This is a genomic window from Thiomonas sp. SCN 64-16 (assembly GCF_001725585.1).
Classification (GTDB): domain Bacteria; phylum Pseudomonadota; class Gammaproteobacteria; order Burkholderiales; family Burkholderiaceae_C; genus Thiomonas; species Thiomonas arsenitoxydans.
This window is the reverse complement of sequence record NZ_MEGQ01000032.1, coordinates 1-24508: the sequence shown is the minus strand read 5'-3', so window position 1 is coordinate 24508 and position 24508 is coordinate 1. Positions and strand designations below refer to the sequence as shown.

Genomic DNA, 24508 nt, shown 5'->3' with positions numbered 1-24508 from the left:
CTTGCCGCTCTACAGCTTGGGACGGCAAGCGATGGGCGTCTTACTGAGGGTTCCGGCTGGTACAGACTTTGCGTCAGGAGAAAGGCAAACCCACTACCCGGCGTCACCCTGCTCCATGCCCATCCGTCTTTATTTGTTCTCTGGCCTGCGTCTGCTCGCGCTCGCGTGGGTCGTCAATGTCAGCCTGGGCGTAGCCACATTCGCCTGGGCCGTGCCCGCCGCCGAGAGCCCGGCCACTATCCGCGCGGCGGTGGAGGCGTTCGTGCGCGCGGGGCTGCCCCCGGGCGGGGAAAAGGTAAAGATCGATGTTCAGGGGCCAGCGCCGGGGCTGCGCTTTCCGCAGTGCGCCGATCTGCACACGGCGTATTTTGGCAACGCCAACCCCTACGGCGCGCAAACCGTGGAGGTGCGTTGCACCGCGCCCTCGGTCTGGTCGCTCTACCTGCCGGTGCGGGTGGACCGGCCGCAGGGGGTGGTGGTCGTGGCGCGTGCGCTGCAGGCCGGGCATGTGCTCACTGCGGCCGATCTCACCACGGTCGAGCGCGACGCCGCCCGGCTGCCCCCCGGCGCGGTGACCGACGCGCAGGCGCTGGTCGGGCAGGTGCTGCGCTACAGCGTGGCGGCGGGCCAGCCGCTGGTGCAGAGCATGCTCACCGGCCCTCAGCTTGTTCACTATGGCCAGTCGGTCAGCCTGATCGCGCAGGGCATGGGCGTGCGTCTGGTGGCGCTGGGGCAGGCGATGGCGGACGGCCGCGTGGGGCAATCGGTGCTGGTGCGCAATGTGCAGTCGGGCCGGGTGGTCAGTGGCATTGTGGATGCGCAAGGGCAAGTTGTCGTACCACTGCAATAGCCGACTTTTGCGGGCGTCAAAAAACCGTCTCCCGGCGGATGCGTTGAGCAGAAAGGGTTGATTGCAGCCCATGAAGTGCTGAGTGACGCCAAAAATAGGTCATCTACCCCCTTAAAAAGCAAGGAATCGACTGGCACCGGGCTTGCTAATCAGGAATCACCCTTTGATGGAGATTCCCATGCGTGCCCTTGCTTTGTTGCCCAGCGCCGAACCCAAACAGCCGTCCACGCCGACTTGGAGTGTGCTCGAAGGCGGTCTGATCGAAGCGGGCTCCGTAGAGCCCGAGGCTGGACCGGCGGCGGAGACTTCGGCCCTGCGATTGGCGCGGCAGATCTACGCCGCCTGGTTTCAACGCTGCCTGCGCCAGGGCGGCCATCGCAAAAACCCCGGCGCTGTGGCCGCGTTGCCGCGAGCGGCCATCGAACACCAGCTTGACCGGGCCATCGACCGCAGCGGGCCAGATGCCGCCGAGTTGCTGCCGCTGCACGATGCGCAGCAGCAGCGTCTGGCTGAGCTCGGCGTCTTGATTAGCGCACTGGCCGCCTCCGACAAGCAGCACGTCCGGGCGGTGCAAACCTGGGATCGGCTGATCGACCTCGGCCTCGACACCCTGCAGGGCTTTGCCGATCTGGAGGTGGTGTTCGCCGCCCAGCGTGCGGCGCAAGACCCGCTGACCGGCCTGCCGGGCCGCGCCGCGCTGCAGCAGCGCCTGCAGGGCGAACAGTCGCTGGTGCTGCGCCAGGGCCGCATGTGCTCGGTGGTGATGCTCGACATCGACCACTTCAAGAGCATCAACGACCAACACGGCCATCAGGCGGGCGACCGCGTGCTCGCCGCATTCGCCCGCCTGCTGCGCGGGGCGCTGCGTCCCTACGACGGCGTCTATCGCTACGGCGGCGAGGAGTTCGTGCTGGTGCTGCCCGGCGCCACCGTGGCGCAGGCGGTGCAAATCATCGACCGCATGCGGCAGACCATCGTGCAGCGCCCACTGGTGCAGACCCAGACCGGCGGCCTGCACATCCGCTTCTCCGCCGGCGTGGCCGCGCTGAACGAGCGCGCGATTGCGCAAACGCTGCGCTGCGCCGATGCGGCGCTGTACCACGCCAAGGCCGAAGGGCGCGATCAGGTGCGCCTCGAACGCGGCCATTGCGCATGAGATCGTCGTTCAGATCGCCGGTCGCAACCGGGTGCGCCGTGCTTTCATGGAGATGGGCCCCGCATTGAGCGTCACCATGTCCGCGTCTGCCCCCCGCCCCCGTCCGCCCAGCGGCCTGCGCCAAGCCAGCGCGCAGGAACTGCTGGCGGCTTTTCGCGTGGATGCGGAGGAATTTTTGCGACTGTTCATCGCCGGCCTGCAAACGCAGCCCACGCGCGAAGACACGCTGCAGGCGCTGGGCAACGCCGCCGAAGCTTTGCGCGGCATTCGCATCGGTGCAGACTTTCTGCAGCTTCAAGCCGTCAGCGCGCTGTGCCGCCAGGGCGAACAGGATCTACTGCAACAACTGCCCTTGGTCGCATCCGGTGCCGCGTTGCAATGGGAGACCTTGCAGGCGGTGATCGACGGCTTGCGCCAGCACTTGCTGCCGGAGCAGGCCGAGCCGCCAGCGGCGCCTGCGGCTTCCGAGCCGACTCCGCTGCAGCCGCCAGCCGAAGCAAAGCCCCGCAGCGAGACGCAACCCGAGCCTGAGCCTGAGCCTGAGCCTGAGCCCGTCGCGCCGATGCGCTTTGCACCGCCGCAGGTGTTTGATCCCGCCCCGGCGCCGATCGCGCCCGCTGAGCCTACCCCGCAAACCCCGCTGGACGAAGCACAGACGCTCACCGTGCAAACCGCCGTGGTCGGCCCCTGGATCGTCGCGGTTCCTGCCGCGTTGGCGCCCTGGGTTCTGGAGCCTGGCACGCCGCAGTGGACCGGCCCGGACGGGCAGCTTCTGCTATTGCAAGACGATGTGGCGCTGCCCGCGCTCGATCTGCCCGCTTGTTGGCTGGCACCCGAGCCGCAGCACGAGGCCAGCGGCGCTGCGCTGTTGCTTCAGCCCGATTCGGGCGAGCCGCCTTTTGCCCTGCGGGTTCAGGCGCTTGGCCGCCAGCAAGACCTGCTGTTCTGGCCCGTGCCACCGGCCGTGCAGTCGGCCTGCGGCGTGCGCGCGGCGGCGTGGGAGGGCGCGCCGTGGCAGCCAGACACCGGGCAGCCCGTGCTGCTGCTCGATCTGCCCTGGCTCGAAGCGCGCCTGCGGGTGGGGAGCGACCGATGACCGGCACGATCTCCTGGCTGCAGTTCCGCGTGGGCGATCAACTTCATGCGCTGGACGCGGCCCCGGTGCGCCAGATTTTGCGTTCGCCGAAATTGCTGGCGCTGCCGCTGGCGCAGCGCCACCCGCACTGCGCGGGCCTGATGGCCTGGCAGGGGCGGCCGCTGCTGGTGCTCGATCTGGGCGCCTGTTTGCTGCGCCGCCCGAGTTTGTCTCGGGGCGATGCACGGTTTCTGGTCTGGAGCCAGGCGCAGCAGGCCGGTGTGCTCGCGGTGGATGACGTCGGCGGGCTGCTGCGGCTGTCCGCCACCACGCTCACCCGGCACTGGGCGCCGGTGCAGCCGGGGCTGCGGCCTCCGTGGAACGCCATTCGCGGGCTGTTGCACGCAGGGGCGCCGTCACTCGTTGAGCCCTCCATTCCGCAGGCGCCCTGGGCCGAACCCATCGCCGTGTTCGATGTCGCCGCGCTGTGGCACGCCTGCTGGAACGCCGGGGGAGCACAACCATGAAGCGCACGCCGCAACGCAGCCTGCTGCTGCTGGGCCTGTTCGCGCTGATCTGGGGCGCGGCGCTGGTGGTTGCCGCAGGTCTTGACGCCGAACCCGCGCTGCTGCTCACCGTCTGGGGCGCGGGGGCGGCTCTGCTCGTGCTGCTGGCGTTTTATCTCGGTTTGTCTATTCGTCTGGATTTGTTGCAAGTGCAGCAAGTCTTGCGCGAAGCGGTTGCCGCGCCCGATGCGCAGGCGCCGCTCAAATCCTCCCTGGCCGCCTTCTGGCAGCCGTTGATCGACGCGGCCTCTGCGGCGCGTCAGCCCGTGGATGATGCCGCCCGAGAGAAGGCCAAAATCGCCGCGCAAACCGCCGCCCAGCTCGCCGCTCTGCAATCGGCGCTCGAAGCCGAGCGGGCGCAAAGCAGCGCCTGGCAGCGGCAGGCGGCTCAAGCGCAGGCCGAACTGGCTCAGCTCAGACAGCAGGCGCAGGACGCGGCCCGTGCAGTAGCGGCAGCCAAAGCCGAGGCCACTGCAGCGGCTTTGCCCGACCCGCGTGAGGCGATCGAGAGCGTCGCGCGGGTACAGCGCGAACAGCAGCAGGCCGCCTGGGCGGAACTGAGTTCGCTGGCCAGCCGTCTTGCTGCCGAGGTCGAGGCGCTGGTCGGCGTAGCCGCCCAGCGCGAGGCAACCGCCCAGACGCACGCCGCCGCCCGCGCCGAAAAACTGGTGCAAGCCGAGGCTGAGCACAAGCACAGCGCCGAACAACTCGCGCAAACGGCCGAGGCGCTGGCCCTGCTGGGGCTGAACCTGCGGCTGCAACTCTCGCATCTGGCCGCTAGCCCGGCCGCTGCCGAATTGCTCGAACAGACCGAAGCCGATCTCGACGCCTTGCTCGGCGCCGTCGTTCAGCCCAGGGCAGAACCCGGCCCGGCGGCGGCGGCAGCCGAGCAGCCCGCGTCAACTGCGGAGCAGGACCCGTCGCCAGCCGACGCCCTGGCCCCGCTGCTGGAGCGCCTGCGCACCGTTGCGGAGCAGGCGGCGCAGGCGGCGCAAAAAAAATCCTAAAGCGCCGTTGGAGCGTGCCGTTAAGAGGAATGCGGACAGGGTTGTCCGTATTCGGCACGGATGCCGGATTTCCCCATAGCAAAGGAGCTCCATCATGGCCATTTCCGGCATCATCAACACCAACGTCAACGCGCTGAACACCCTCAACGCACTTGGCAGCACCTCCAGCAGCCTCAGCACCTACATCCAGCAACTGTCCACCGGTAAGCAGATCAACGGGCCTGCGGACAACCCGGCGGGCTACGCCATTTCGCAGCGCTTTCAAACCCAGATCAACGGGCTGAACCAAGCTGTGTCCAACGGCAACCAAGCCGTTTCGCTGGTGCAGACCGCCACCGGCGCGCTGCAAAACGAAACCAACCTGCTGCAACAGATCCGCACCATCGCGGTTCAATCGGCCAACGGCTCCAACACCTCCTCCGACCGCGCTTCGCTGCAAGGCGTGGTGTCGCAGTTGCTGGCGCAGGTGCAGACCATCTCCACGCAAACCCAGTTCAACGGCCAGAACATCCTCGACGGCTCCTTCAGCGGCCAGCAGTTCCAGGTGGGTGCCAATGCCAATCAGGTCATCAACGTGTCCATCGCCAACTCGCAGGCCAATGCGGTTGGGGTCAATACGGTCGGCACCAGCGGCACGGTCTATTCCGGCGCCAACGGCTCGGTGACCAATAATGGCTACGGCTCGGCCTACACCATCAGCACCGGAGCGGGCAACTTCACTGCGGGCACGGTGTCGATTTCTGGCTCTGCCGGCGCCAGCGGCGTGGCGGTAACAACGGACGAATCGGCCGCCAACATTGCCGCGTCGTTCAACGCCATCACCCAGCAGACCGGCGTCACGGCAACGGCCAACACCAGCGTGGCGTTTACCGTCACTACGGGGTCATACACCTTCTCGCTGAGCAACGGCACCTCGGGTAGCCCGACCAACACAGTCAACATTTCCGCCAACGTCACCAGCACCGATCCCACAGGTCTGAGCGGTCTGGTAGCCGCTGTCAACAACAGCACGGCGCAGACCGGCGTGACCGCCAGCGTCAACTCCAGCAACCAACTGGTGCTGAGCCAGAACCAGGGCGAGAACATCCTGATATCGGGCTTCGGCGGCAGCGGTTCTCTCACCGCAGGGACGGCGCCAGCCATCACCAGCGGAGCCGGAACCGCCTTGGTTCAGGGTTTTGTGCAACTGCAGTCCACCCAGGGCTACTCTCTGGCTAACGGCTCGAACATTGGTTTGGACAGCATCAGCAAGTTGCAAGCTGCGTCGACGGTCAATGTGTCCACGGTGGAAGGTTCCAACCAGGCCATCTCCATCATTGACAGCGCCATCAACGCACTGAACCAGCAAGGCGGCGCGCTGGGCGCGATCCAGAACCGGATTCAGGCTTCGGTGCAGAACTCGCAGACCACCGCGACCAATCTGCAGGCGGCCCAGTCTGTGGTGCAGGATGCCAACATCGCCCAGGCGACCACGCAGCTGTCCAAGTACCAGATCCTGCAGCAAGCGGGCATCTCGACCCTGGCGCAGGCGAACTCGCTGCAACAGAGCTACCTCAAGCTCCTGCCGTAATCGAGCTTGATCGTTTCTCCAGGGGGTTTCCCCGGGCCGCTGCGAGGCGTCCCGGGGGTTTTGCCATCTGCTTCATGCTTTTTGTCTTGGTTTCATTGGCCTGAATGGAGGCATCATGGACGTTCAAAATGCCGTGAATTTTTCTTCGCCCGGCAAGTTACAGACTGGCGTGCCAACAGCACCAATAGCGTCTGCGCCAGCTCCGGGTTCGGCGCCAAGCTTTGTGCCAGCCGGACCGACTGCAAGCCCTGCGGCCGCAGGGGTTTTGCCAGGTGCAGCACCCAACAGTTTGCCGCCCGCTACTTTGGCGCAGGCGGCTGACACTTTGCAAAAACAGGTCAGCCAGCAAGCGCCCTCCGTGGCACTGACGGCCGGGCTCGACCCGAATGGCGGTCACCCCGGTCAGTTGCTGGTGGAGCTGAAAGACAAACAAACGCAGCAGGTCTTCGTGCGCTACTACGTGCCCTCGCAGCAGGTGGTGAAGGCCGCGGCGCAGAGCCCGGACCAGCCGATGTCGCCCGGCAGTCTGCTGCAGGAAAAAGCCTGACGCGGATCGATTCTTCGGCCCTACAGTTCGGCTGGGGTGTGTCGTTAAAACTCTCAAGCGGTAACGCAATCGGAGCGCAGTATGTCGTCGGTATCCATTTCAGGTCTGGTCAGCGGAATCAACGTGCAGTCGTTGATCACCTCGCTGTCGGCGGCGTATCAGCAGCCCATCACGCTGCTGCAGAACCAGGAACAGTCGTACCAGTCCACACTGAGCGCCTGGGGTTCGGTGCAGAGCAGCCTGTCCAGCCTGCAATCGACCGTGGCCGGGCTGCAAAACATCACCAGCCTCAACAACCGCTCGGTCAGTCTGAGCAATTCCAGCGCGGTGTCGGGCACGGCCAGCTCCAACGCGCCTCTGGGCACGTATTCGCTGAGCAATATCGTGCTGGCGCAGACGCAGAGCATCTACTCCGGAGATTTCGCCTCGGCGACCAACACGGCGGTCGGCACGGGCACGCTGCAGATTCAGGTGGGCAGCGGCTCGGTCACCAATATCAATATCGACAGCACCAACAACTCGCTCAACGGCATTGCCGCGGCGATCAACCAGTCGGGCAGCGGGGTGAATGCGGCGGTCATTTACGACGGCACCGGCTACCGGCTGACGATGACGGGCAACAACACCGGCGCGGCCAATGCCTTCACCGTGAGCACCAGCGGTGCCACGGGTTCACTGGGAAGTTTGAGCTACAGCGCCAGCGCCTCGGGCGGCATGACGGAGAGCCAGACGGCCCGCAACGCCTCGGTGAGCATCAACGGGCTGGCGGTGACCAGCGCCACCAACACGGTCAGCGGGGCGATTCCGGGGGTGAGCCTGAACCTGCTCGAAGCCAGCGGCTCGACCACCCTCACCGTGGCGAACGATACCAGCGCCTTCGTGACCTCGGTGCAGAGTTTCGTCACGGCTTTCAACACCTCCATGGGCACGCTCAACCAGCTCACCGCCTACACCCCCGGGTCGAACGGCGCGTCCGGCCAGAGCGGCCCGCTCATCGGCAACGCCGGAATTCAAACCCTGCGCACCCAACTGCTCAACCTCATCAGCGGACAGGGCATCGGCACCACGCCGGGCAGCGCCTACACCTCGCTCGGCGCGGTGGGCATCAGCCTCGCGCAAGACGGCACCCTGGCGCTCGACAGCGGCAAACTCAGCTCGGCGCTGCAGAGCAACTACAACGCTGTGGCCGGTTTGTTCGGCCAGGTCGGCACGGCCACCAATGCCAATGTGCAGTATGTCGGCGCGGGCAACAACACCCAGCCGGGTACTTATGCGGTCAATGTCACTTCTGGCGCCACGCAGGCCAGCGCGACGGCCTCCAACCCCATCGCCAGCGGCGGCATCACCAGCGCGGAAACGCTGGTCATCGGTTCGGGCGCGACCAGCGTGTCGGTGCAGCTCGCCTCGGGTTCCACCATCGACACCATCGTCGCCACCATCAACGCCACGCTGAGCCAGCAGGGTTTGAGCGGCATTTCGGCGATCAACAACAACGGCACGCTGGAGTTCCAGTCGGCCGATTACGGCAGTGCGCAGAATTTTTCTGTGGTGTCCACGCAGCCGGCGTCCGCCGGGAGCACCGGCATCGGCACCACGCTGCTGATGGCCAAGGGCACGGATGTGGTCGGGTCGATCAACGGCCAGGCCGGAAGCGGGGCAGGGCAGCAGCTCACCGTCACCGGGCCGGGTGCGGCATTGGGCCTGCAGGTCAACATCAGCGGGCAAGCCACGGGCAGCCTGGGTTCGGTCACGGTCAGCCAGGGCATTTATCAACAGATGAATGCCATTCTGACCCAGGCGCTCAATACCCAAAGCGGGTTTGTTTCGGCCGCGACCAGCGGGCTGAACAACACCATCAAGGGTATCAATCAGCAGATCACCCAGTTGCAGAACAGCGCGGCCTCACAGACCGCATTGCTGCAGCAGCAGTTCAACGCCATGCAGACGCAAGTCGCGCAGTTGCAATCGGTGGGGCAGTACCTCACCGCGTTCTTCAATCCGCCTGGCAGCAGTTCCAGCTCCAGTTCCAGTTCGACCGGCGGCTGATCGTCGCCCCATCAGGAGAGTTTTTCATGAGTGCAGCCGCTTTTGCCATGCGCGCCTATCGCCAGGTAGAAAATCAGGGCATCGCCGGAGACAAGCTCTACGCCCTCGGGCTGGACGGCATTCTCGAATACCTGCGGCGGGCAGAGGCCGCGCTGCGCAACCCGGACGGCAAGGATTTGCCGCTCAAGGGGCAATCGCTCGGGCGCGCTTACCAACTGGTTGAGCACCTGCTGGCCGTGCTGCCTGATGGTACGCAAGAGGGCCCGCAGCTTGCCGAACAGCCGGTGGCCGAACGCCTGGAGCGCATATATACCTACCTGCTGGCCCGTCTGGCACAGGCCAATATTTTCGACGACCTGCAGGCCATCGAAGACTGCCGCACCGTGGTCACGGCGCTGCGCGACTCCTGGCATCAGGGCATGGAGCAGGCCGCGGCGTGAGCCGCCTTCCGTGGCGACACGGATTGGCCCGACTATTGCTGCAATGGGACAATGCACGGCAAGGAGAACGTCATGTCCCAGTCCAACGAGCCCGCTGATTTCCCGGATTCCCGGTTTTTCGCCAGCCACCCCGACGCGCTGCACGGCGCTGTGGCAGCGGTGCAGCTCGATGGCGTGTTTCCGCTGGACTGGGTAGATGAACTCAATCCGCCACAGGCCCGCGCAGAAGTCATGGCGGACAACAACACCCTGCTGCGCGCTCTGCTCATGCTCGACGAACCCACCGTGTCGCACGACGGCGAACATGGCCGCGCCGATCCCATCCAAAATCTGGAGCGCCGCGTCGATCTTTTGCTGCTGATGGCCAGCGCGGCGCTGCGCGGGCTGGGCAATCTGCCGCCGGAGCGGCCCTGCGCGCTGTCTTCGCGCAAACTGCGCTGGGCCAGCGAGCAGCCGCTCGAAGTCGGGCGGCGTCTGTGGGCGCGCATCTACCTGCGTCATCGCATTGCCTTGCCGCTGGTGCTTTCCGGCCTGATGACCGAACAACGTCCCGATCGCGGCCAGTTCTGGCACACCCTGGAGCTCGATCCACTCGATCAGCAGGTGCAAAACGACCTCGACCGGCTGATCTTCCGTCACCATCGCCGCCAGGTGGCGCGGAAGCGGCAGGGCGCTTGAGCCGCCTTGCTGGCGTAGAGACCTCGAACGAATTGAGTCATGGCCCGTAAAAAAGCCCACGAAGAACACGAAAACCACGAGCGGTGGCTGGTGTCGTATGCCGACTTCATCACCCTGCTATTTGCATTTTTCGTGGTGATGTATTCGATCTCCTCGCTCAACGAAGGCAAGTACAAGGTCTTGTCGCAGACCATGATCGCCGCCTTCACCGGCCAGCCCACCACGCCCAACCCGGTGCAGGTAGGCCAGCCGTTCAACAGTATGCCCTCGGCCATCGATCTGCCGCCTATTCCCAAACAGCAAAAGCCCGAGATCATCGAGCCAGGCCGAGGCGGGCCGGGGGCCAAGGAAGTGCAAAAGACGTTGCAGGGCGTAGCCGAGAAGATTCAAACGCTGCTGGCCAGCGCCATTCGCAAGGGCGATGTGCGGGTGCGCATGACCCCGCTGGGTGTGGTGATCGACATCCATGACACCGTGTTGTTCGCTTCGGGTCAGGCGGCGCTCACCCCGCAGGCGCAAGACCTGCTCAACCAGATCGCCGGGGTGCTGCAGGGGGTGGCCTACCCGATTCAGGTCAACGGTTTTACCGACACCACGCCGATTCATACCGCGCAATTCCCGTCGAACTGGGCGCTGTCTGCGGCGCGGGCGGTGTCGGTGGTGGAAATGTTCATCGCGCAGGGGGTGAAACCCGAACAGCTTGTCGCTGCGGGGTATGGTCAATATCATCCGGTCGAATCCAACGACACCGCCAAAGGTCGCGCGGCCAACCGCCGTGTGAGCGTGGTGATCGTGTCTCCCCTCAGCAATGCGACCGTGACCGATACGCCCCTCAACCCTGCAGAAGCGCGCGCCGCGACGCCCGATGTTGTGTCGCCCGTTGTGTCGCCAGTCACGCAGTCCGTCACGCCGCCCAGCCCCGGAAAGCACTCTTGAACGACGATCTCCAACCCCTGAAAAACCGTCTGCGCTGGCTCAATCGCAGCATTCTCGTTCTCGGCGTTCTCATCCTTCTGGGCCTCATCGTCTGGGCGGTGGTCGGCCTGCGCAAGCCCACGCCGGGCACCGAGAGCACGGTCATTCATCCTGCGTCCAGCGCTTCCAATAGGGCAGCACGGGCGGCTTCCGCGGTGGCGGCAGCCGCGCCCAAGCCCGCGATGAGCACGGCGCAGCAGGAGCGGGCCGCGGCCGCCGCGATGGACGCGCTGTCTGCGGCCAGCGCGCCAAAGGCGGCTGCGGAGACGGCGTCTCAGGCCGCAAGGGTGGCATCCGCTGCAACGCCAACCCAAACCGCTTCGGCACCGACCCCGGCGCCAACCTCCGTTGTCGAGACTGCGAGTTCAGCGGTCACCGCCGCAGCCCCGAGCAAGCCCGTTGTGAAGCACAAGCCCGCGCAACACAAGCCCGCGGTTCACGCCCGTACCGAGCCCGCGCGTGCTGCGGCGACCCCAGCGAAGCCGAAGCGCGTTGGGGCGGTGGGGGTTTGCCGCGCGGCGGGCTGGTATGTGCAGGTGGGCGCTTTTGGCAAGCAGCAGAGCATTGACCGTCTGGCCAGCAAGCTGCACCGCGCGGGCTACACCCAGGTTTGCGTGGCCGCACAGCAAGTGCGCGGGCTGCATCTGTTCTACGTCGGCCCCTATAGAAATGCAGCATCGGCGCGTGATGCAAAAGCCCCGTTGCACAAACTCACCGGGGTGGAAGGCATTTTGCGCAAGCTAGGTTGATGCACCCCTCATTCGCGGGGCTGCGAGAATGTCGCCATGCTTGACGACCGCGCACCCCATCTCCTGACTGCCGACAGCCCCGATCTGCTGCTGGGCGAGAGCCCGCCGATGCGCACTTTGCGCGAGCAGGTTCGCCGTGTGGCGCAGACCGACAGCACGGTGCTGGTACTCGGCGAATCGGGCACGGGCAAAGAGTTAGTGGCACGCACCGTGCATCTGCAGTCGCCGCGCGCGGCCCGGCCTTTCGTCGCGGTGAATTGCGGCGCGATTCCTGGCGAGCTCATGGAGAGCGAGCTGTTCGGCCATGAACGGGGCGCGTTCACCGGGGCGCTCAATGCGCGCAAGGGCCGGTTTGAACTGGCCGGGCGCGGCACCTTGTTTCTCGACGAAATCGCCGAGATGAGCCCGCCGCTGCAGGTCAAGATTCTGCGGGTGCTGCAGGAAAAATGCTTCGAGCGTGTCGGGGGCAACGAAGTGCTGAGCGCGCAGGCGCGCATCGTGGCGGCAACGCACCGCGATCTGGAGCAGCAGATCGGGTTGGGCCGGTTTCGCGAAGATCTTTACTATCGCCTCAACGTGTTTCCGGTGCAGGTGCCGCCGCTGCGCCAGCGCGGCGAAGACATTCTGCTGCTGGCCGAACACGCCTTGCAACGCCTTGAGGCGCAGGGGCTGGGGCGGGTGCGTTTTGGCGACGGCGTGCAGCAGGCCCTGCTGAGTTATCGCTGGCCCGGCAATGTGCGCGAATTGCAGAACCTGATGGAGCGGCTGCTCATCCTGCATGCCGGTTCCATCGTGCGTCTGGCCGACCTGCCGCCCAAGCTGCGCGCCGGCGGCGATCTGGCGCGCGATCTTGGACGAGATTTAAGCGTGACCGAGGCGGCTTTGCCCCAACTGGCCACGAACCCCGCCGCCGAAGACGACGAGCAAGAGGGGCTGCAAGCGTTGATGCAGGCCATGACCGAGCCCGTCCTGCAGCCGGTTCTGCCCGAAGAAGGCATGGACCTGCGCGCCTATCTGGAGCAGATCGAACGCAGCCTGATCGAACAGGCGCTGCAGCGCAGCCGCCATGTGATCGCGCATGCCGCGCAGCACCTCGGCCTGCGCCGCACCACGCTGGTGGAGAAAATCCGCAAATACGGCCTGGGCGCCGAGGCGCGCGAGTAAATTCGCAGCTTGCCGCTGTTGCGAGTGCGGGTGACGGAAAATCGTCACGTCTCAGGCCTTGGTTTTGCTAACTTGCTGCCGGGCTGCATGCCCTCTTGTTTCTTCTCTGCCTGATTTCGACCCTTCCCGATGACTTCCCCGCGAATTTTGCTGATCGACCACGACGCCGCGCGTGGCCAGCGTCTTTGCGACGAATTGCAGGGCGCGGGTTGCGTGGCCGCGCTGCATACTGCGGAAGACACCGCCCTGAAAGCGGTCGAGCAGGGCTGGTCGCCCGATTTGGTGTTTTGCGATGGCGAAGGGGTGGGCATCGATGCGGCGCGGGTGCTGGCGCGGCTGCACGGCATGCATCCCACGTTGCCGGTGCTGATGGTGGCGCGGCATGCCTCGGTGCAGGCGGCCGTGCAGGCGCTGCAAAGCGGCGCGGCGGACTATCTGAACGCGCCCCTCGATCTCTCGCAGGCGCTGTCCAAGATTCGTCAGTTCGTGCCTTCGGCGACGTCGCTGACCCCGCCAAAAACCAAGGTCGTCGCGGCTTCAGCCCCGGTCGCAAGCCCGGCGCCGACCGCGGCCTCGACAAAGACAACATCGGCGCCCGGACCCGCCAGCGGCCTGATCGCCGAGTCTGCCGCGATGCAGCAGATTCTGACCATCGTCCGTCGCGCCGCGCAGACCGATGTCACCGTCATGCTGCTGGGGGAAAGCGGTGTGGGCAAGGAAGTCATGGCGCGCTATGTGCACGCGCAGTCGCCGCGCTCGGCGGGACCGTTCATCGCGATCAACTGCGCCGCCATTCCTGAAACCCTGCTCGAAGCCACGCTGTTCGGCTTCGAGAAGGGCGCTTTTACCGGGGCAGGGCAGTCGGCGCCGGGCAAATTCGAACAGGCGCAGGGCGGCACGCTGCTGCTCGACGAAGTGACGGAAATGGCCCCGGCGCTGCAAACCAAGCTGCTGCGCGTGCTGCAGGAGCGCGAAATCGAACGCCTGGGCGGGCGCAAACGCATCGCGCTCGACGTGCGACTGGTGGCTACCAGCAACCGCGATCTGCAGCAGGCGGTGCAGCAAGGCGTGTTGCGCGAAGACGTGTATTACCGGCTGAATGTGTTTCCGGTGCAGATTCCGCCGCTGCGCGAGCGCCGCGACGACATTTTGCCGCTGGCCAAGGCCATGCTGGTACGCCATGCGGCGCAGTTTGGCATCACACCGTCACCCCGGCTCGATTCTTCAGCGCAGCAGGCCTTGCTGGCGCACCGCTGGCCCGGCAATGTGCGCGAACTCGACAATGTGATGCAGCGCGCGACCATTCTGAGCCAAAGCGGGGTGATTTCAGCGGCCGATCTGCTGTTTCCGCCGCCCGCCGCCGAGAGCCTTCAGCGCGCTTCGGCGCCTACGCAGCCGCAGCTCACGCCGCAAGCACTTACGCGGCATCCACATCCACTTACGCCGCAGCCCTTTGCGGGCGATCTCGGCAGCGAGTTGGCGTTGAATGAACGCCAGCTCATCGCCGACGCGCTGCAGCACTGCCAGGGCTCGAAGCAGCGGGCCGCAGAGCGTTTGGGCATCAGCCCGCGAACCCTGCGCCACAAACTGCAAAAGCTGCGCGAAGCCGGGCTGGAACTGCCGGAACTGCCTGATGCACCCTGACGCGCCTTGAACCAGCCATAGCTGGAACGTGTTTTGCTTGAAAGGGGCAAAACACCGGTTTAATCCCGGTTGAATCGACGAAAAATTGCCGGAGGCCTCATGCAGATCGATCCCATGCAAAGCGTGCTTGCCCAAATGCGCAGCCTCACCGCGCAGGCGCAAGCGCGGCCCGCAGACGCGGCGGGCGGCAATGCGGCAGCGGCGCTGGGCGCCACCGCGGCCTCGCAACAATCCGACTTCGCCGCCACGCTCAAGAGTGCCATCGACGGGGTGAGCGGCGAGTTGCAGCACGCCAACGCCCTGCAGCAGCAGTTCGTATCGGGCAAGGGCGATGTGAGTCTGAGCGATGTGATGCTCGCCTCGCAAAAGGCCAGCCTGTCGTTTCAGGCGGTGCTGCAGGTGCGCAACAAGCTCGTGTCCGCTTATCAGGACATCATGAACATTCAGGCCTGATCGCCCTATCGCACCACGCCGTTTCCCCGAATGACATTTTTTTGACGCTCCTCTCCTGACGCCCCCTCATGGCCACGACCACCGCCGCCGCGCTGCAAGACCCCTTGGGCGCCTTCCGCCAGATGAATATGAACCAGCGCTTCACCTGGCTGGCGGGTCTGGCGGCGCTGATCGCGCTGGTTATCGTCACCCTGATGTGGACGAGCCGGCTCGACTATCAGGTGCTCTACACCAATCTTTCCGAGCGCGATGGCGGCGCGGTCATTGGCGAACTGCAAAAGCTCAACATTCCCTACCGCATCACCGGCGGCGGCGCGGTGATCGAAGTGCCCTCGGCGCAGGTGTACGCCACCCGCATGAAACTCGCGGCCAATGGTCTGCCCAAAGGCGCGGGCGTGGGCTTCGAGGTGCTCGACCACGAGCCGATGGGCACCAGCCAGTTTGTCGAGCGCGTGAATTACCAGCGGGCGCTGGAGGGTTCTCTGGGGCGCACCATTGAATCGCTTTCGGCGGTGCAATCGGCCACGGTGCATCTGGCCATTCCCAAACCCTCCGTGTTCCTGAGCGAGGCCGAGAAGCCCTCAGCCTCGGTGCTGCTCAAGCTCTACCCGGGCCGGGTGCTCAGCGGTGCGCAGGTGGCGGGCATCGTGCATCTGGTGTCGTCCGCCGTGGCGGGGCTGGGGGATAAAAACGTCAGCGTGGTCGATCAGGACGGCAATCTGCTCACCTCCGGGCAGCGGGCCGACAGCGGCATACAGCCCGACCAGCTGATGTATCGCAACACCATCGAGCAGCAATATCGCAAGCAGATCGAAGCGCTGCTCGCGCCTCTGGTGGGCAACGAGGGGGTACGCGTGGCGGTGTCGGCCGACATCGATTTCGCCAAGACGGAATCCAGCTCGGTGGTTTACGGCCAGGGCCATACGCTGCCCGCCGGCGTACCCGGCGCGCTGAGCAACCAGCCGCCGGGCGGGGTCACCGCTCCTTTTGTCATGGGCACGGCTTCCGCGCCGCTCACGCCCCAGCAACTCACCCAGATCACCCCCAGCCTCAAGACGCTGGCGCCCACGGCGGCCAGCTCATCGGCCACGAGCAATTACGACCTCGACAAAACGGTCAGCCATACCCAGCAGCCGGTCGGCTCGGTCAAGCGGCTGTCGGTTTCCGTACTGGTGAACGATCAGGCCAAGGGCGGCAAGCCCGTGCCGCTGAGCGCGGCGCAGTTGGGGCAAATGAAGCAGCTGGTGGAAAACGCCATCGGTTTCGATGCCAAGCGCGGCGACACCGTGAGCATTGTCAACATGCCCTTCACTGCCGCGCAGAAAGAGGCCGAGAAGCAGTTGCCCTTGTGGCGCCAGGCTTGGGTCTGGGACGGCGTGCGGCAGGCCGTGCCCTACGTCATCGCCCTGATTCTCGGTTTGATGGCCTACCGCGCCATGCGCAAGGCGACGAGCGGCGATGTCAAGGCCAAACGTCGCAAAGGCAAAGAAGCCGCCGAGGTCGACGAGACCGCGCGTGAAAAGACGCCGAGTGACGGCACGCAAAAGTCATCCGGCCCGGGTGCGGGCGCCGAAATGGCGGCGGGCGGTATGCCCGGTTCGCTGGCGCCCGACACGGTGCAATTGAGCAATACCCTGGAGACGGATGCGGCGATCTCGCGCGAACTGGTCAAGCAAGACCCGCGGCGGGCGGCGCAGGTGGTGAAGGAGTGGCTGTCCGATGGCCAGTGAACAAGCCGATTTCAGCGGACTCGACCGCGCGGCCGTGCTGCTGCTGAGTCTGGGAGAAGACCAGGCCGCGGAGATCATGCGCCATCTCGGGCCGCGCGAAGTGCAGCGTTTGGGCGTGGCCATGTCCAAACTCAACCGGGTGAGCGCCGACCAGGCGCATGCGGTCATGCGCGAATTCCGCGAAAAAATCGAGCAGCAGACGGCACTCGGTCTGGGCTCCAACGAATTTCTGCGCGGCGCGCTGACCAAGGCGCTGGGCGGCGAGCGCGCCAATTCGCTGATCGAGCGCATTCTGCACGGCGGCGAATCGAACGGTCTGGAGAACCTCAAGTGGCTCGAGCCGCGCGCCATTGCCGAGCTGATCAAGCTGGAGCATCCGCAAGTGGTGGCGCTGGTGCTGGCCAATATCGAGCCCGAGCAGGCCGGCGAGGTCTTGCACTTTCTCACCGAGCGCCAGGCCGGCGAAGCCATGCTGCGACTGGCCGCGCTCGACGGCCTGCAGCCCAGCGCGCTGCGCGAGCTCAACGAAGTGCTCGAAGAGCAGCTCTCGGGCGATTCGCAGAGCGTGCAGGTCAGTTCCGTGGGCGGGCCGAAGGTCACCGCCGAGATTCTCAACCGGGTGGAAACCGCGCTGTCGTCGAGCATCATGGAGCATCTGCGCTCGCAGGACGAAGAACTGGCGACCAAGGTGCAGGACCAGATGTTCGTTTTCGACGACCTGATCAATGTGGACGACCGCAGTCTGCAAACCATGATGCGCGAAATTTCGTCGGAAACGCTGATCCTCGCGCTCAAGGGCACGAACAACGCGCTCAAGGAGAAATTTCTCAGCAATATGTCCAAGCGCGCCTCTGAAATGCTGCGCGACGACATGGAGGCCAAGGGGCCGGTCAAGCTCACCGAGGTGGAGGGCGCGCAGAAGGAAATTCTGCAGATCGCCTCGCGCCTGGAAGCGGCAGGCCAGATTCAGCTGGGCAGCGGCGGCGGCGAACAACTCGTCGGCTGAGGCTTGGTAATCAGTAACCGGTTCTCACCGAAGCCATGAGCGGCATCATTCCCAAGGAAGACGCGCAAGCCGCACGGCGCTGGCAGCCGCAGGAAATGGACCCTGCTGTGCGTACCGCGGTGCAGCCCACTCGCCAAACCGTCGGCGGCCCGCCGACCGCGCAGCAGTTCGAGGCGGTGTACGCGCAGGCCGAGGCGCAGGGCCGCGAAGACGGTAGACAGGCGGGCCTGGAAGAAGGCCATCGCGAGGGCTATGCCGCTGGACACGCGGAGGGCTTGGCCGCCGGGCGGGCGCAGGCGCAGCAGGAGCGTGAGACGCTGCAGGCGCTGCTCTCCCGCGTCACCCAACCCGTGGCCGCGCTCGACGCCGAGGCCGAGACGGCGCTGGTGGCGCTGGCGCTCGAACTGGCGCGGCAGGTCATCCTGCAAGAGCTGCGCACTCAGCCCGAAGCGCTGCAGCCCATTGTGCGCAAGGCGCTGGCGGCTTTTCCGGCGCAGGCCGGGGTGCCTTCGGTGCGGCTTCATCCCCTTGATCTGGACGTGCTGCGCAACGTCGCGCCCGATCTCGAAAGCAGCGGCGTGACCCTGCTTGCGGACGACGCCCTGCAGCGCGGCGATCTGATCGTGGCCGCTGCCGCGCCGGGGCAGACCGCCACGCCCGACCGCCGCTGGCGCACGCGCTCGCGCGAGGCAGTGAGCGAACTCGATCTGCGCGTCGAAGAGCGCTGGCGGCAGATCATGGCCCGGCTTTTCGAGGAAGGGCTGCAATGAGGGGGCTGCAATGAGGGGGTTTCAATGAGTCTGGCCCGGGTATCGCGCCATCTGCAGACTTTGCAACTTCGTCTGCAATCGGGCGGGCCTTTGCCCCTGGTCTATAGCGGCAGCCTGGTGCGGGTGCGGGGGCTCATTCTCGAGGCGCAGGGGCTGGAGGCCAGTCTGGGCGAGCGTTGCCGCATCAGCACCGAGCAGAACCGTGTCATCGACGCCGAAGTGGTGGGTTTCAACGGCGATCATGTGCAGCTCATGGCGCTGGGCGAAGTGCAGGGCCTCACACCGGGGGCGCGGGTGCATCCCGTGCCGGGCGATATTCGCATTCCCGTCGGGCCCGAGCTGCTCGGGCGCGTGCTCGACGGCAACGGCCGTCCGCTCGACGGCGACGGCGCGCTGCTGGCCTCACACTACACCACCTTGTCCACCCAGCAGATCAACCCGCTGGCCCGGGCGCTGGTGCGCCAGCCGCTCGACGTGGGCGTGCGCGCGATCAATGCGCTGTTCACCGTGGGCCGTGGCGCGCGCATGGGGTTGTTCGCGGGCAGCGGCGTGGGCAAGAGCGTGCTGCTGGGCATGATGGCGCGCAACACCAATGCCGACGTCATCGTGGTGGGCCTCATCGGCGAGCGGGGCCGTGAGGTCAAAGAGTTCATCGAAGACATTCTGGGCGTGGAAGGGCGCAGCAGGGCCGTCGTGGTGGCCGCCCCGGCCGACGCTCCGGCGCTGACCCGCATTCGCGGCGCGCGTCTGGCCACCGCGATGGCCGAGTATTACCGCGACCAGGGGCTGAACGTGCTGCTGCTGATGGATTCGGTCACCCGCTACGCCCTGGCGCTGCGCGAGGTGGCGCTGGCCGCAGGCGAGCCCCCGGCGGCGCGCGGTTTTCCGCCCTCGGTGTTCGCCAAGCTGCCGGCGCTGGTGGAGCGCGCGGGCAACGGGCCGGAGGGCGGCGGCAGCATCACCGCGTTCTACACCGTGCTGATGGAAGGCGACGACCAGCAAGACCCGGTGGCCGACAACGTGCGCGCCATTCTCGACGGCCACATCGTGCTCAGTCGCCGTCTGGCCGAGCAGGGGCACTTTCCGGCCATCGACCTGCAGGCGTCGATCAGCCGCGTGATGCCGGCCATCGCAACCCCGCTGGAACTTCGGCGCATGCAGAAGCTCAAGGAAATGCAATCGCGCTACGCCAGCCAGCAAGACCTCATCGCGGTGGGCGCCTACACCCCGGGCGCCGACCTGCAACTCGACCAGGCGGTGCAGGCGCACGCCGGCATCCGCGAGTTTTTGATTCAGGACATGCACGCCGCTGTCGGTCTGACACAGAGCCGACAGGAACTGGCCGATCTGATGACGCCCTACCTTGTTTGAAATGTCGGGTTTTTGACGATTTCGACAGGGAAGTTTGGGCCTGCCGGGTGCAAGGTTTACACTTTGCCTGAATCAAATTCGGCCCCCAACGCATGACCTACAACAATACCCTCAGCCCGCAACGGCTGGAGACCCTTCAGGCTTTGCATGTGCAAGCCGTAGAGGCCAGTCAGAATGCGGGTCAACTCGTGGGTAAACAGCAGGACATTCTTCGAACCGCGCAGGCGAAGCTTGCACAGCTTGAAAGTTATGCCGCGCAATATCGTGAACAGATCCAGACTCTGGGCACTGCCGGCACCGCCTGGAGTCAGGTGCGCGACCTGCGCGGTTTTGTCGATCGTATCGAATCGGCCATCACCGCGCAGAAAGTCGAACTCAACCGCCAGCAGCTCATCCTGACCGAACTCATGGGGCAATGGACGGCAGCGCGCCAGCGCGAAAAGGCGTTCGAGGTGCTGATCGACCAGCATCAGGCGCAAAAACGCCAGGGACAAAAGGCCAGCGCGCTGAAAAACCTGCAGGAATGGGCGGTACGGCGAGCGTCGCAATTCCTGCCCAGCTCGCAGCAGCGGTCTGATTTCTGAAGTCGAAAAATCAGTTAGTCAGGCTGGCGCAGGTTTTGCTTAGAACGGGTATCTACTCGTTTGAGCCGCCATCATGCCGCTGATCGTTCCTGTCGTGTCCACTCCCGCTGCACCGCCTGCCGAATCAATGTCGGCCGGGGCTGCAGCGTCTCAAAGCGAGACCGGGCCACGCTTTTCCGACGCGCTTTCGCGGGCGGGCAAGGCCGCGGCTTCGCCGTCGGCGTCTGCAGATTCGGTAAAGGCGCAGAAGCCGACCGAGGCTTCATCTTCAGACGCAAAGGTTGCAGCGCAGGCGCAGGGCAAGGCCGATTCGTCGCAGATGCAGTCATCAGCGCCATCACAAGATTCTGCAGCGGCGAATGCGAGCGCATCGGCGCTAGCCCCGCAGACCAGCGGGGCGCTCGAAGCGGCAATGGCGGCAGCGCAAAGCGGCAAAACCTTGCCGCTGGACGACCGCAAGACTGCGCCGAAGGATGCCAGCCCAGCAGCAGTACCTGGCCCCGTGCTCGCCGCCATGCTGCAGGCGCCGGTTGCCACCTCGGTTGCCGCGCCCATTGCCACCCCGACGGCTGAGGCCCAAGACGCCAAAACTCTGCCGACCTCTGCAATGCTTGCCGGACCGCAGAATGACCCGCTGACAGACCGGCAGGCGAACTTCGGGCGCGCGGGAGCGCCAGCAGGCGTCACGACGGGCGGCACAACCAAAGCCGCCGAGAGCCTGCCCGCGTGGATGCAGAATCTGGCGGGCAACGCTGCCGACGCCGCACAGCCCAGCCGATTCGCGGCCCTGCATCAGTCCCTCACCACGGCTTCAGGCCTTTCGGCCCTGCAGGCCGCACCATCGAACCATGCCGACTCAACTCCGTCTGTTGTCTCGCAAAACCAGATTGGGCAGGCTTTGACTCTGGGTATGCCACAGGCCAACCCGCAGGCCAATCAAGTATCGCAGACGGTCTGGGCGGCTACCGTGCCCGCCCATATGGGTTCGCCCGACTGGGGGCAGGCGATGAATCAACAGGTTTTGCTGGCAGCACAGGGGCAGCAGCAATTCGCCACGCTGCATCTCAATCCGCCGCAACTCGGGCCGCTCGAAGTCCATCTGCAGATGCACGATGGCCAGATTCAGGCGCAGTTTGTCTCTGCGCATGCCGTGGTGCGGCAGGCGGTCGAGGCGGCGCTGCCGCAACTGCGCGATGTGTTTGCCGGGGCCGGGCTGTCGCTCGGCCAGACTTCCGTCGGCGCCCAAGGCGGGCAGGGCGATCGCCAGCAGGCACGCTCGCAACGCGGCGCGCCGGGATCGAACGCGATTGCCGACATCGCCGCAGGCGGCGCATCGGGCGCTTCTGCCGCGCAGGTCTTGCGCTGGCAGCAGGGACTGGTGAACACCTATGTGTGAGAACCTGGGAGTCTTTCATGCTGCGGTCGGTGTGCTGCACGAAGCCGCGCCCCTTCAAAAACCCCGCCCTTGTGTCGTTAAACCCTACAGTGAAAACGCATTGATCGTCCTTCACGCGCAAAGGGTGCGCAGCGTGCGCGCCCCAATCAGCACATCGGGAGTGGGGTATGGCGGAACAAGAGGCCAAGGCCAAGGAAAAGGGCGGCGGCAAGACCAAGTTGATCATCATCATTCTGGTGGCGGTGATCGTGCTGATGGCCGGGGGCGGCGCGGCGGCATTTTTTCTGATGAAGCCCAAGGCGGCGCCCACCGCGGCCGAGCTGGCTGCGGAGGCTGCGGCCGAGAAGGCGAAGAACATGCGTTTCATCAGCATGGAGCCGTTTGTCACCAATCTGCAGAGTACCGACGGCACAGTGCATTACCTGCAGGTCAAGATCGATCTCAAGACTTACGATCCTTCGGTTGAAGGCAAGGTCAAGCTCATGACGCCCGAACTCCGCAACAACATTCTGCGCATCCTCGCGGCCCAGTCGATCGACAAGGTCGATTCGGTGGAAGGGCGCGATCACCTGCGCGAAGACATCCTGCATTCGGTGAACAAGGTGCTCGAAGGCGCGCCTGCGGTGGCCGCTGCAGGTGGGGAACATGGCGGCGGGGGCGGCGCGGCTGCCGCTTCGCATGGGCATGACGGGGCGCCGATCGACGGCGTGTTTTTTACCGCTTTCGTGGTGCAGTGAAATGAAACAGCCCCGACGCTCGATTTGCTCGCTGCTCCGCGAGGGCAGTGCCTTCTTCCTCATAACGTCTGTGCGGAACTGACATGGTTCAAGACGTCCTCTCCCAAGACGAAGTCGACGCGCTGTTCGGCGGCATTTCAGGCGAAGAGCCGGTGGCCGAACCGGAGGCGGCGGATGAAGGGGGCGTGCGTCCTTACGACCTGGCCAGTCAGGACCGCATCGTGCGCGGGCGTATGCCCACGCTGGAAGTCATCAACGAGCGCTTCGCCCGGCTGTGGCGGGTGAGTCTGTTCAACTTTCTGCGGCGCGCCTCTGAAATCTCGGTGTCGTCGGTGAAGCTGACCAAGTACAACGAGTTCATTCGCGGCCTGGTCGTGCCCAGCAATCTCAATCTGGTGCAGATGAAACCTTTGCGCGGAACCGCGCTGTTCATCTTCGACCCGCGGCTCATTTTCAGTGTGATCGACAACTTTTTCGGGGGAGATGGCCGCTTTCACGCCCGCATCGAGGGCCGCGACTTCACCCCGCTGGAGCAGCGCATCATCAAGCGCATGCTCGACATGGTGTTCAAGGAATACAAAACCGCCTGGGCGCCCGTGCTGCCGCTGGAGCCCGAGCTCACGCGCTCCGAAGTCAACCCGCAGTTCGTCAACATCGCCACCCCGACCGAAGTGGTCATAGTCTCGACCTTCGATGTCGAGATCGAGGGCGGCGGCGGTAGCCTGCATGTGTGCATCCCGTACAGCATGGTCGAACCCATCCGCGACCAGCTCACCACCGGCATGACCACCGACCGCAGCGAAGTCGATCACCGCTGGGTCAAGGCCTTGCAGACTGAAATGCGCGAGGCCGAAGTGGAAATGCGCGTCGAACTGCTGCAGCGGCAAATTCTGGTGCGCGAACTGCTGAATCTGCGGGTCGGCGATGTCCTGCCGGTGGACATGCCCGAAACCGTGATTGCCCGCGTGGACGGTATTCCCGTGCTGCTGGGTGAGTATGGACGGCACGAAGACAAGATGGCGCTCAAGATTCGCCAGCAGCTTTTCCCGGAGGCGCCCGAGAAGGCGCAACTCCTGGCGCACGGCGCGCACTGATTCCGATCCCTTATTCCGCAGGACATTCCATGGCAGAAGACACCCCCACCGACACCGCAGCAGCCGACGATCTGGCGGACTGGGGCGAAGCCATGGCGGAGCAGGGCGTTGCCGCCGAGCCAGTGGCCGCTGCGGCAGAGCCGCCCAAGGTGCAACCCGCTCCCTTCGCCGAACTTCGTGCCGATCAGGGCGGCGCAGCGCCCAACAACCAGCTCGATCTGGTGATGGACATCCCCGTCACGCTGTCGGTGGAGCTGGGCCGCACCAAAATCCAGATTCGCGAACTGCTGCAACTGGCGCAAGGATCAGTGGTCGATCTCGACCGGCTCGCCGGCGAACCGATGGATGTGCTGGTCAACGGCTTTCTCATCGCGCGCGGCGAAGTCGTGCTGGTGAATGACAAGTTCGGCATTCGCCTGACCGACATCGTCAGCCCGACCGAGCGCGCCCGGCGTCTGGCTTGAGCTGTTAGAAAAGCCGACGGCTCAAGCCAATTTGAACTGCAGCATGCTTTCCTGCAAGGCCTGCGCCTGCGCATTCATCTCTTCGGCAGTCGCCGCGAGTTGTTCCGAAGCCGAAGCGTTCTGCTGGGTGACGGCGGAGAGCTGGGCGACGGCCTGATTGATCTGCTGCATCCCCGTGGCCTGTTCTTCCGAAGCGGCTGTGATCTCCTGCACCAGATCCGAAGTCTTCGAGATATGGGGCGCCATCTGCGCAATCAGGCTACCCGCGGCGTCCGCCTGCTTCACCGTCGAAGTCGCCAGATCGCCAATCTCCTTGGCCGCCACCTGAGAGCGCTCCGCCAGCTTGCGCACCTCCGCGGCCACCACCGCAAAGCCCTTGCCATGCTCCCCAGCCCGGGCCGCTTCAATCGCCGCATTCAAAGCCAGCATATTGGTC

The 24508-nt window shown here is 65.3% G+C and carries 25 protein-coding genes; 24 read left to right on the top strand and 1 reads right to left on the bottom strand.

All coding sequences use genetic code 11. From position 1 onward, the window contains the following. Window positions 1-115 precede the first annotated feature (115 nt). From flgA to fliN, 24 genes are all read left to right on the top strand, one after another. On the top strand, window positions 116-850 hold the full coding sequence (gene flgA, locus ABT24_RS10105; RefSeq protein ID WP_276731741.1) for a flagellar basal body P-ring formation chaperone FlgA: 735 nt from the start codon (window positions 116-118) through the stop codon (window positions 848-850). A gap of 178 nt (window positions 851-1028) precedes the next feature. Continuing rightward, window positions 1029-2006 carry a GGDEF domain-containing protein gene (locus tag ABT24_RS10100; protein WP_276731738.1) on the top strand — a complete coding sequence of 326 codons (978 nt, stop codon included), beginning with the start codon at window positions 1029-1031 and terminating at the stop codon, window positions 2004-2006. 76 nt (window positions 2007-2082) lie between these two features. Beyond that, the gene (locus ABT24_RS10095) at window positions 2083-3102 is read left to right on the top strand and encodes a histidine kinase (protein WP_276731737.1); all 1020 of its coding nucleotides are present in this window, start codon (window positions 2083-2085) and stop codon (window positions 3100-3102) included. Then, complete coding sequence (locus ABT24_RS10090) at window positions 3099-3608, top strand: chemotaxis protein CheW (RefSeq protein ID WP_276731735.1); 510 nt, start codon at window positions 3099-3101, stop codon at window positions 3606-3608. The genes ABT24_RS10095 and ABT24_RS10090 overlap by 4 nt, the downstream gene beginning before the upstream one ends. Beyond that, complete coding sequence (locus ABT24_RS10085) at window positions 3605-4654, top strand: chemotaxis protein (protein WP_276731733.1); 1050 nt, start codon at window positions 3605-3607, stop codon at window positions 4652-4654. The genes ABT24_RS10090 and ABT24_RS10085 overlap by 4 nt, the downstream gene beginning before the upstream one ends. Window positions 4655-4748: 94 nt before the next feature. Then, on the top strand, window positions 4749-6224 hold the full coding sequence (locus tag ABT24_RS10080) for a flagellin N-terminal helical domain-containing protein (protein ID WP_276731731.1): 1476 nt from the start codon (window positions 4749-4751) through the stop codon (window positions 6222-6224). Window positions 6225-6582: 358 nt separating this feature from the next. Further along, window positions 6583-6771, top strand: coding sequence for a hypothetical protein (locus ABT24_RS10075; RefSeq protein WP_286737778.1), 189 nt, complete (start codon window positions 6583-6585; stop codon window positions 6769-6771). An 81-nt stretch (window positions 6772-6852) separates the two neighbouring features. Continuing rightward, complete coding sequence (gene fliD, locus ABT24_RS10070) at window positions 6853-8817, top strand: flagellar filament capping protein FliD (RefSeq protein WP_276731724.1); 1965 nt, start codon at window positions 6853-6855, stop codon at window positions 8815-8817. A 26-nt stretch (window positions 8818-8843) separates the two neighbouring features. Then, window positions 8844-9257: a flagellar export chaperone FliS gene (fliS, locus tag ABT24_RS10065; protein ID WP_013105549.1), complete on the top strand. Its 414-nt coding sequence runs from the start codon at window positions 8844-8846 to the stop codon at window positions 9255-9257. A gap of 72 nt (window positions 9258-9329) precedes the next feature. Beyond that, complete coding sequence (locus ABT24_RS10060; RefSeq protein WP_156052814.1) at window positions 9330-9935, top strand: PilZ domain-containing protein; 606 nt, start codon at window positions 9330-9332, stop codon at window positions 9933-9935. A 39-nt stretch (window positions 9936-9974) separates the two neighbouring features. Then, complete coding sequence (gene motD / locus ABT24_RS10055; protein WP_276731718.1) at window positions 9975-10871, top strand: flagellar motor protein MotD; 897 nt, start codon at window positions 9975-9977, stop codon at window positions 10869-10871. Continuing rightward, entirely contained in the window at window positions 10868-11659 is a 792-nt protein-coding gene (locus ABT24_RS10050) for an SPOR domain-containing protein (RefSeq protein ID WP_276731715.1), read from the top strand. The genes motD and ABT24_RS10050 overlap by 4 nt, the downstream gene beginning before the upstream one ends. Before the next feature lie 36 nt (window positions 11660-11695). Beyond that, window positions 11696-12823 carry a sigma-54 interaction domain-containing protein gene (locus tag ABT24_RS10045; RefSeq protein WP_276731712.1) on the top strand — a complete coding sequence of 376 codons (1128 nt, stop codon included), beginning with the start codon at window positions 11696-11698 and terminating at the stop codon, window positions 12821-12823. A gap of 129 nt (window positions 12824-12952) precedes the next feature. Then, the gene (locus ABT24_RS10040) at window positions 12953-14467 is read left to right on the top strand and encodes a sigma-54-dependent transcriptional regulator (RefSeq protein ID WP_276731710.1); all 1515 of its coding nucleotides are present in this window, start codon (window positions 12953-12955) and stop codon (window positions 14465-14467) included. Between the two features lie 99 nt (window positions 14468-14566). Further along, window positions 14567-14920: a flagellar hook-basal body complex protein FliE gene (gene fliE, locus ABT24_RS10035; protein WP_276731706.1), complete on the top strand. Its 354-nt coding sequence runs from the start codon at window positions 14567-14569 to the stop codon at window positions 14918-14920. A gap of 68 nt (window positions 14921-14988) precedes the next feature. Further along, the gene (fliF, locus tag ABT24_RS10030; RefSeq protein ID WP_286737776.1) at window positions 14989-16650 is read left to right on the top strand and encodes a flagellar basal-body MS-ring/collar protein FliF; all 1662 of its coding nucleotides are present in this window, start codon (window positions 14989-14991) and stop codon (window positions 16648-16650) included. Next, window positions 16640-17656 carry a flagellar motor switch protein FliG gene (gene fliG, locus ABT24_RS10025; protein ID WP_276731701.1) on the top strand — a complete coding sequence of 339 codons (1017 nt, stop codon included), beginning with the start codon at window positions 16640-16642 and terminating at the stop codon, window positions 17654-17656. Before fliF ends, fliG begins: the two co-directional genes overlap by 11 nt. A gap of 35 nt (window positions 17657-17691) precedes the next feature. Continuing rightward, the gene (locus ABT24_RS10020; protein ID WP_276731698.1) at window positions 17692-18426 is read left to right on the top strand and encodes a FliH/SctL family protein; all 735 of its coding nucleotides are present in this window, start codon (window positions 17692-17694) and stop codon (window positions 18424-18426) included. Between the two features lie 24 nt (window positions 18427-18450). After that, the gene (locus ABT24_RS10015; protein ID WP_276731694.1) at window positions 18451-19797 is read left to right on the top strand and encodes a FliI/YscN family ATPase; all 1347 of its coding nucleotides are present in this window, start codon (window positions 18451-18453) and stop codon (window positions 19795-19797) included. Between the two features lie 92 nt (window positions 19798-19889). Continuing rightward, entirely contained in the window at window positions 19890-20381 is a 492-nt protein-coding gene (locus ABT24_RS10010) for a flagellar export protein FliJ (RefSeq protein WP_276731691.1), read from the top strand. 73 nt (window positions 20382-20454) lie between these two features. Next, window positions 20455-21777, top strand: a complete 1323-nt coding sequence (locus tag ABT24_RS10005) for a flagellar hook-length control protein FliK (protein WP_276731688.1) — start codon at window positions 20455-20457, stop codon at window positions 21775-21777. Between the two features lie 167 nt (window positions 21778-21944). Then, window positions 21945-22514, top strand: a complete 570-nt coding sequence (locus tag ABT24_RS10000) for a flagellar basal body-associated FliL family protein (RefSeq protein ID WP_276731684.1) — start codon at window positions 21945-21947, stop codon at window positions 22512-22514. Between the two features lie 83 nt (window positions 22515-22597). Then, the gene (gene fliM / locus ABT24_RS09995) at window positions 22598-23608 is read left to right on the top strand and encodes a flagellar motor switch protein FliM (RefSeq protein ID WP_276731680.1); all 1011 of its coding nucleotides are present in this window, start codon (window positions 22598-22600) and stop codon (window positions 23606-23608) included. 29 nt (window positions 23609-23637) lie between these two features. Then, window positions 23638-24072, top strand: a complete 435-nt coding sequence (gene fliN / locus ABT24_RS09990; protein WP_276731678.1) for a flagellar motor switch protein FliN — start codon at window positions 23638-23640, stop codon at window positions 24070-24072. Window positions 24073-24093: 21 nt separating this feature from the next. On the opposite strand, the gene ABT24_RS09985 is transcribed toward fliN, so the two are convergent. After that, window positions 24094-24508, bottom strand: a 415-nt coding sequence (locus ABT24_RS09985; RefSeq protein WP_286737772.1) for a methyl-accepting chemotaxis protein, incomplete at its 5' end; no start/stop codon positions are given.

Excerpts from the sequence above, each read along its gene's own strand:
- ABT24_RS10090 (WP_276731735.1), top strand. The coding sequence starts at position 3,099 with ATGACCGGCACGATCTCCTGGCTGCAGTTCCGCGTGGGCGATCAACTT.
- ABT24_RS10080 (WP_276731731.1), top strand. The coding sequence starts at position 4,749 with ATGGCCATTTCCGGCATCATCAACACCAACGTCAACGCGCTGAACACC.
- ABT24_RS10015 (WP_276731694.1), top strand. The coding sequence starts at position 18,451 with ATGAGTCTGGCCCGGGTATCGCGCCATCTGCAGACTTTGCAACTTCGT.
- fliG (WP_276731701.1), top strand. The coding sequence starts at position 16,640 with ATGGCCAGTGAACAAGCCGATTTCAGCGGACTCGACCGCGCGGCCGTG.
- ABT24_RS10020 (WP_276731698.1), top strand. The coding sequence starts at position 17,692 with ATGAGCGGCATCATTCCCAAGGAAGACGCGCAAGCCGCACGGCGCTGG.
- ABT24_RS10060 (WP_156052814.1), top strand. The coding sequence starts at position 9,330 with ATGTCCCAGTCCAACGAGCCCGCTGATTTCCCGGATTCCCGGTTTTTC.
- fliF (WP_286737776.1), top strand. The coding sequence starts at position 14,989 with ATGGCCACGACCACCGCCGCCGCGCTGCAAGACCCCTTGGGCGCCTTC.
- ABT24_RS10005 (WP_276731688.1), top strand. The coding sequence starts at position 20,455 with ATGCCGCTGATCGTTCCTGTCGTGTCCACTCCCGCTGCACCGCCTGCC.
- fliS (WP_013105549.1), top strand. The coding sequence starts at position 8,844 with ATGAGTGCAGCCGCTTTTGCCATGCGCGCCTATCGCCAGGTAGAAAAT.
- ABT24_RS10010 (WP_276731691.1), top strand. The coding sequence starts at position 19,890 with ATGACCTACAACAATACCCTCAGCCCGCAACGGCTGGAGACCCTTCAG.
- ABT24_RS10040 (WP_276731710.1), top strand. The coding sequence starts at position 12,953 with ATGACTTCCCCGCGAATTTTGCTGATCGACCACGACGCCGCGCGTGGC.
- motD (WP_276731718.1), top strand. The coding sequence starts at position 9,975 with ATGGCCCGTAAAAAAGCCCACGAAGAACACGAAAACCACGAGCGGTGG.
- fliE (WP_276731706.1), top strand. The coding sequence starts at position 14,567 with ATGCAGATCGATCCCATGCAAAGCGTGCTTGCCCAAATGCGCAGCCTC.
- ABT24_RS10100 (WP_276731738.1), top strand. The coding sequence starts at position 1,029 with ATGCGTGCCCTTGCTTTGTTGCCCAGCGCCGAACCCAAACAGCCGTCC.
- fliN (WP_276731678.1), top strand. The coding sequence starts at position 23,638 with ATGGCAGAAGACACCCCCACCGACACCGCAGCAGCCGACGATCTGGCG.
- ABT24_RS10095 (WP_276731737.1), top strand. The coding sequence starts at position 2,083 with ATGTCCGCGTCTGCCCCCCGCCCCCGTCCGCCCAGCGGCCTGCGCCAA.
- fliD (WP_276731724.1), top strand. The coding sequence starts at position 6,853 with ATGTCGTCGGTATCCATTTCAGGTCTGGTCAGCGGAATCAACGTGCAG.
- fliM (WP_276731680.1), top strand. The coding sequence starts at position 22,598 with ATGGTTCAAGACGTCCTCTCCCAAGACGAAGTCGACGCGCTGTTCGGC.
- ABT24_RS10000 (WP_276731684.1), top strand. The coding sequence starts at position 21,945 with ATGGCGGAACAAGAGGCCAAGGCCAAGGAAAAGGGCGGCGGCAAGACC.
- flgA (WP_276731741.1), top strand. The coding sequence starts at position 116 with ATGCCCATCCGTCTTTATTTGTTCTCTGGCCTGCGTCTGCTCGCGCTC.
- ABT24_RS10085 (WP_276731733.1), top strand. The coding sequence starts at position 3,605 with ATGAAGCGCACGCCGCAACGCAGCCTGCTGCTGCTGGGCCTGTTCGCG.
- ABT24_RS10045 (WP_276731712.1), top strand. The coding sequence starts at position 11,696 with ATGCTTGACGACCGCGCACCCCATCTCCTGACTGCCGACAGCCCCGAT.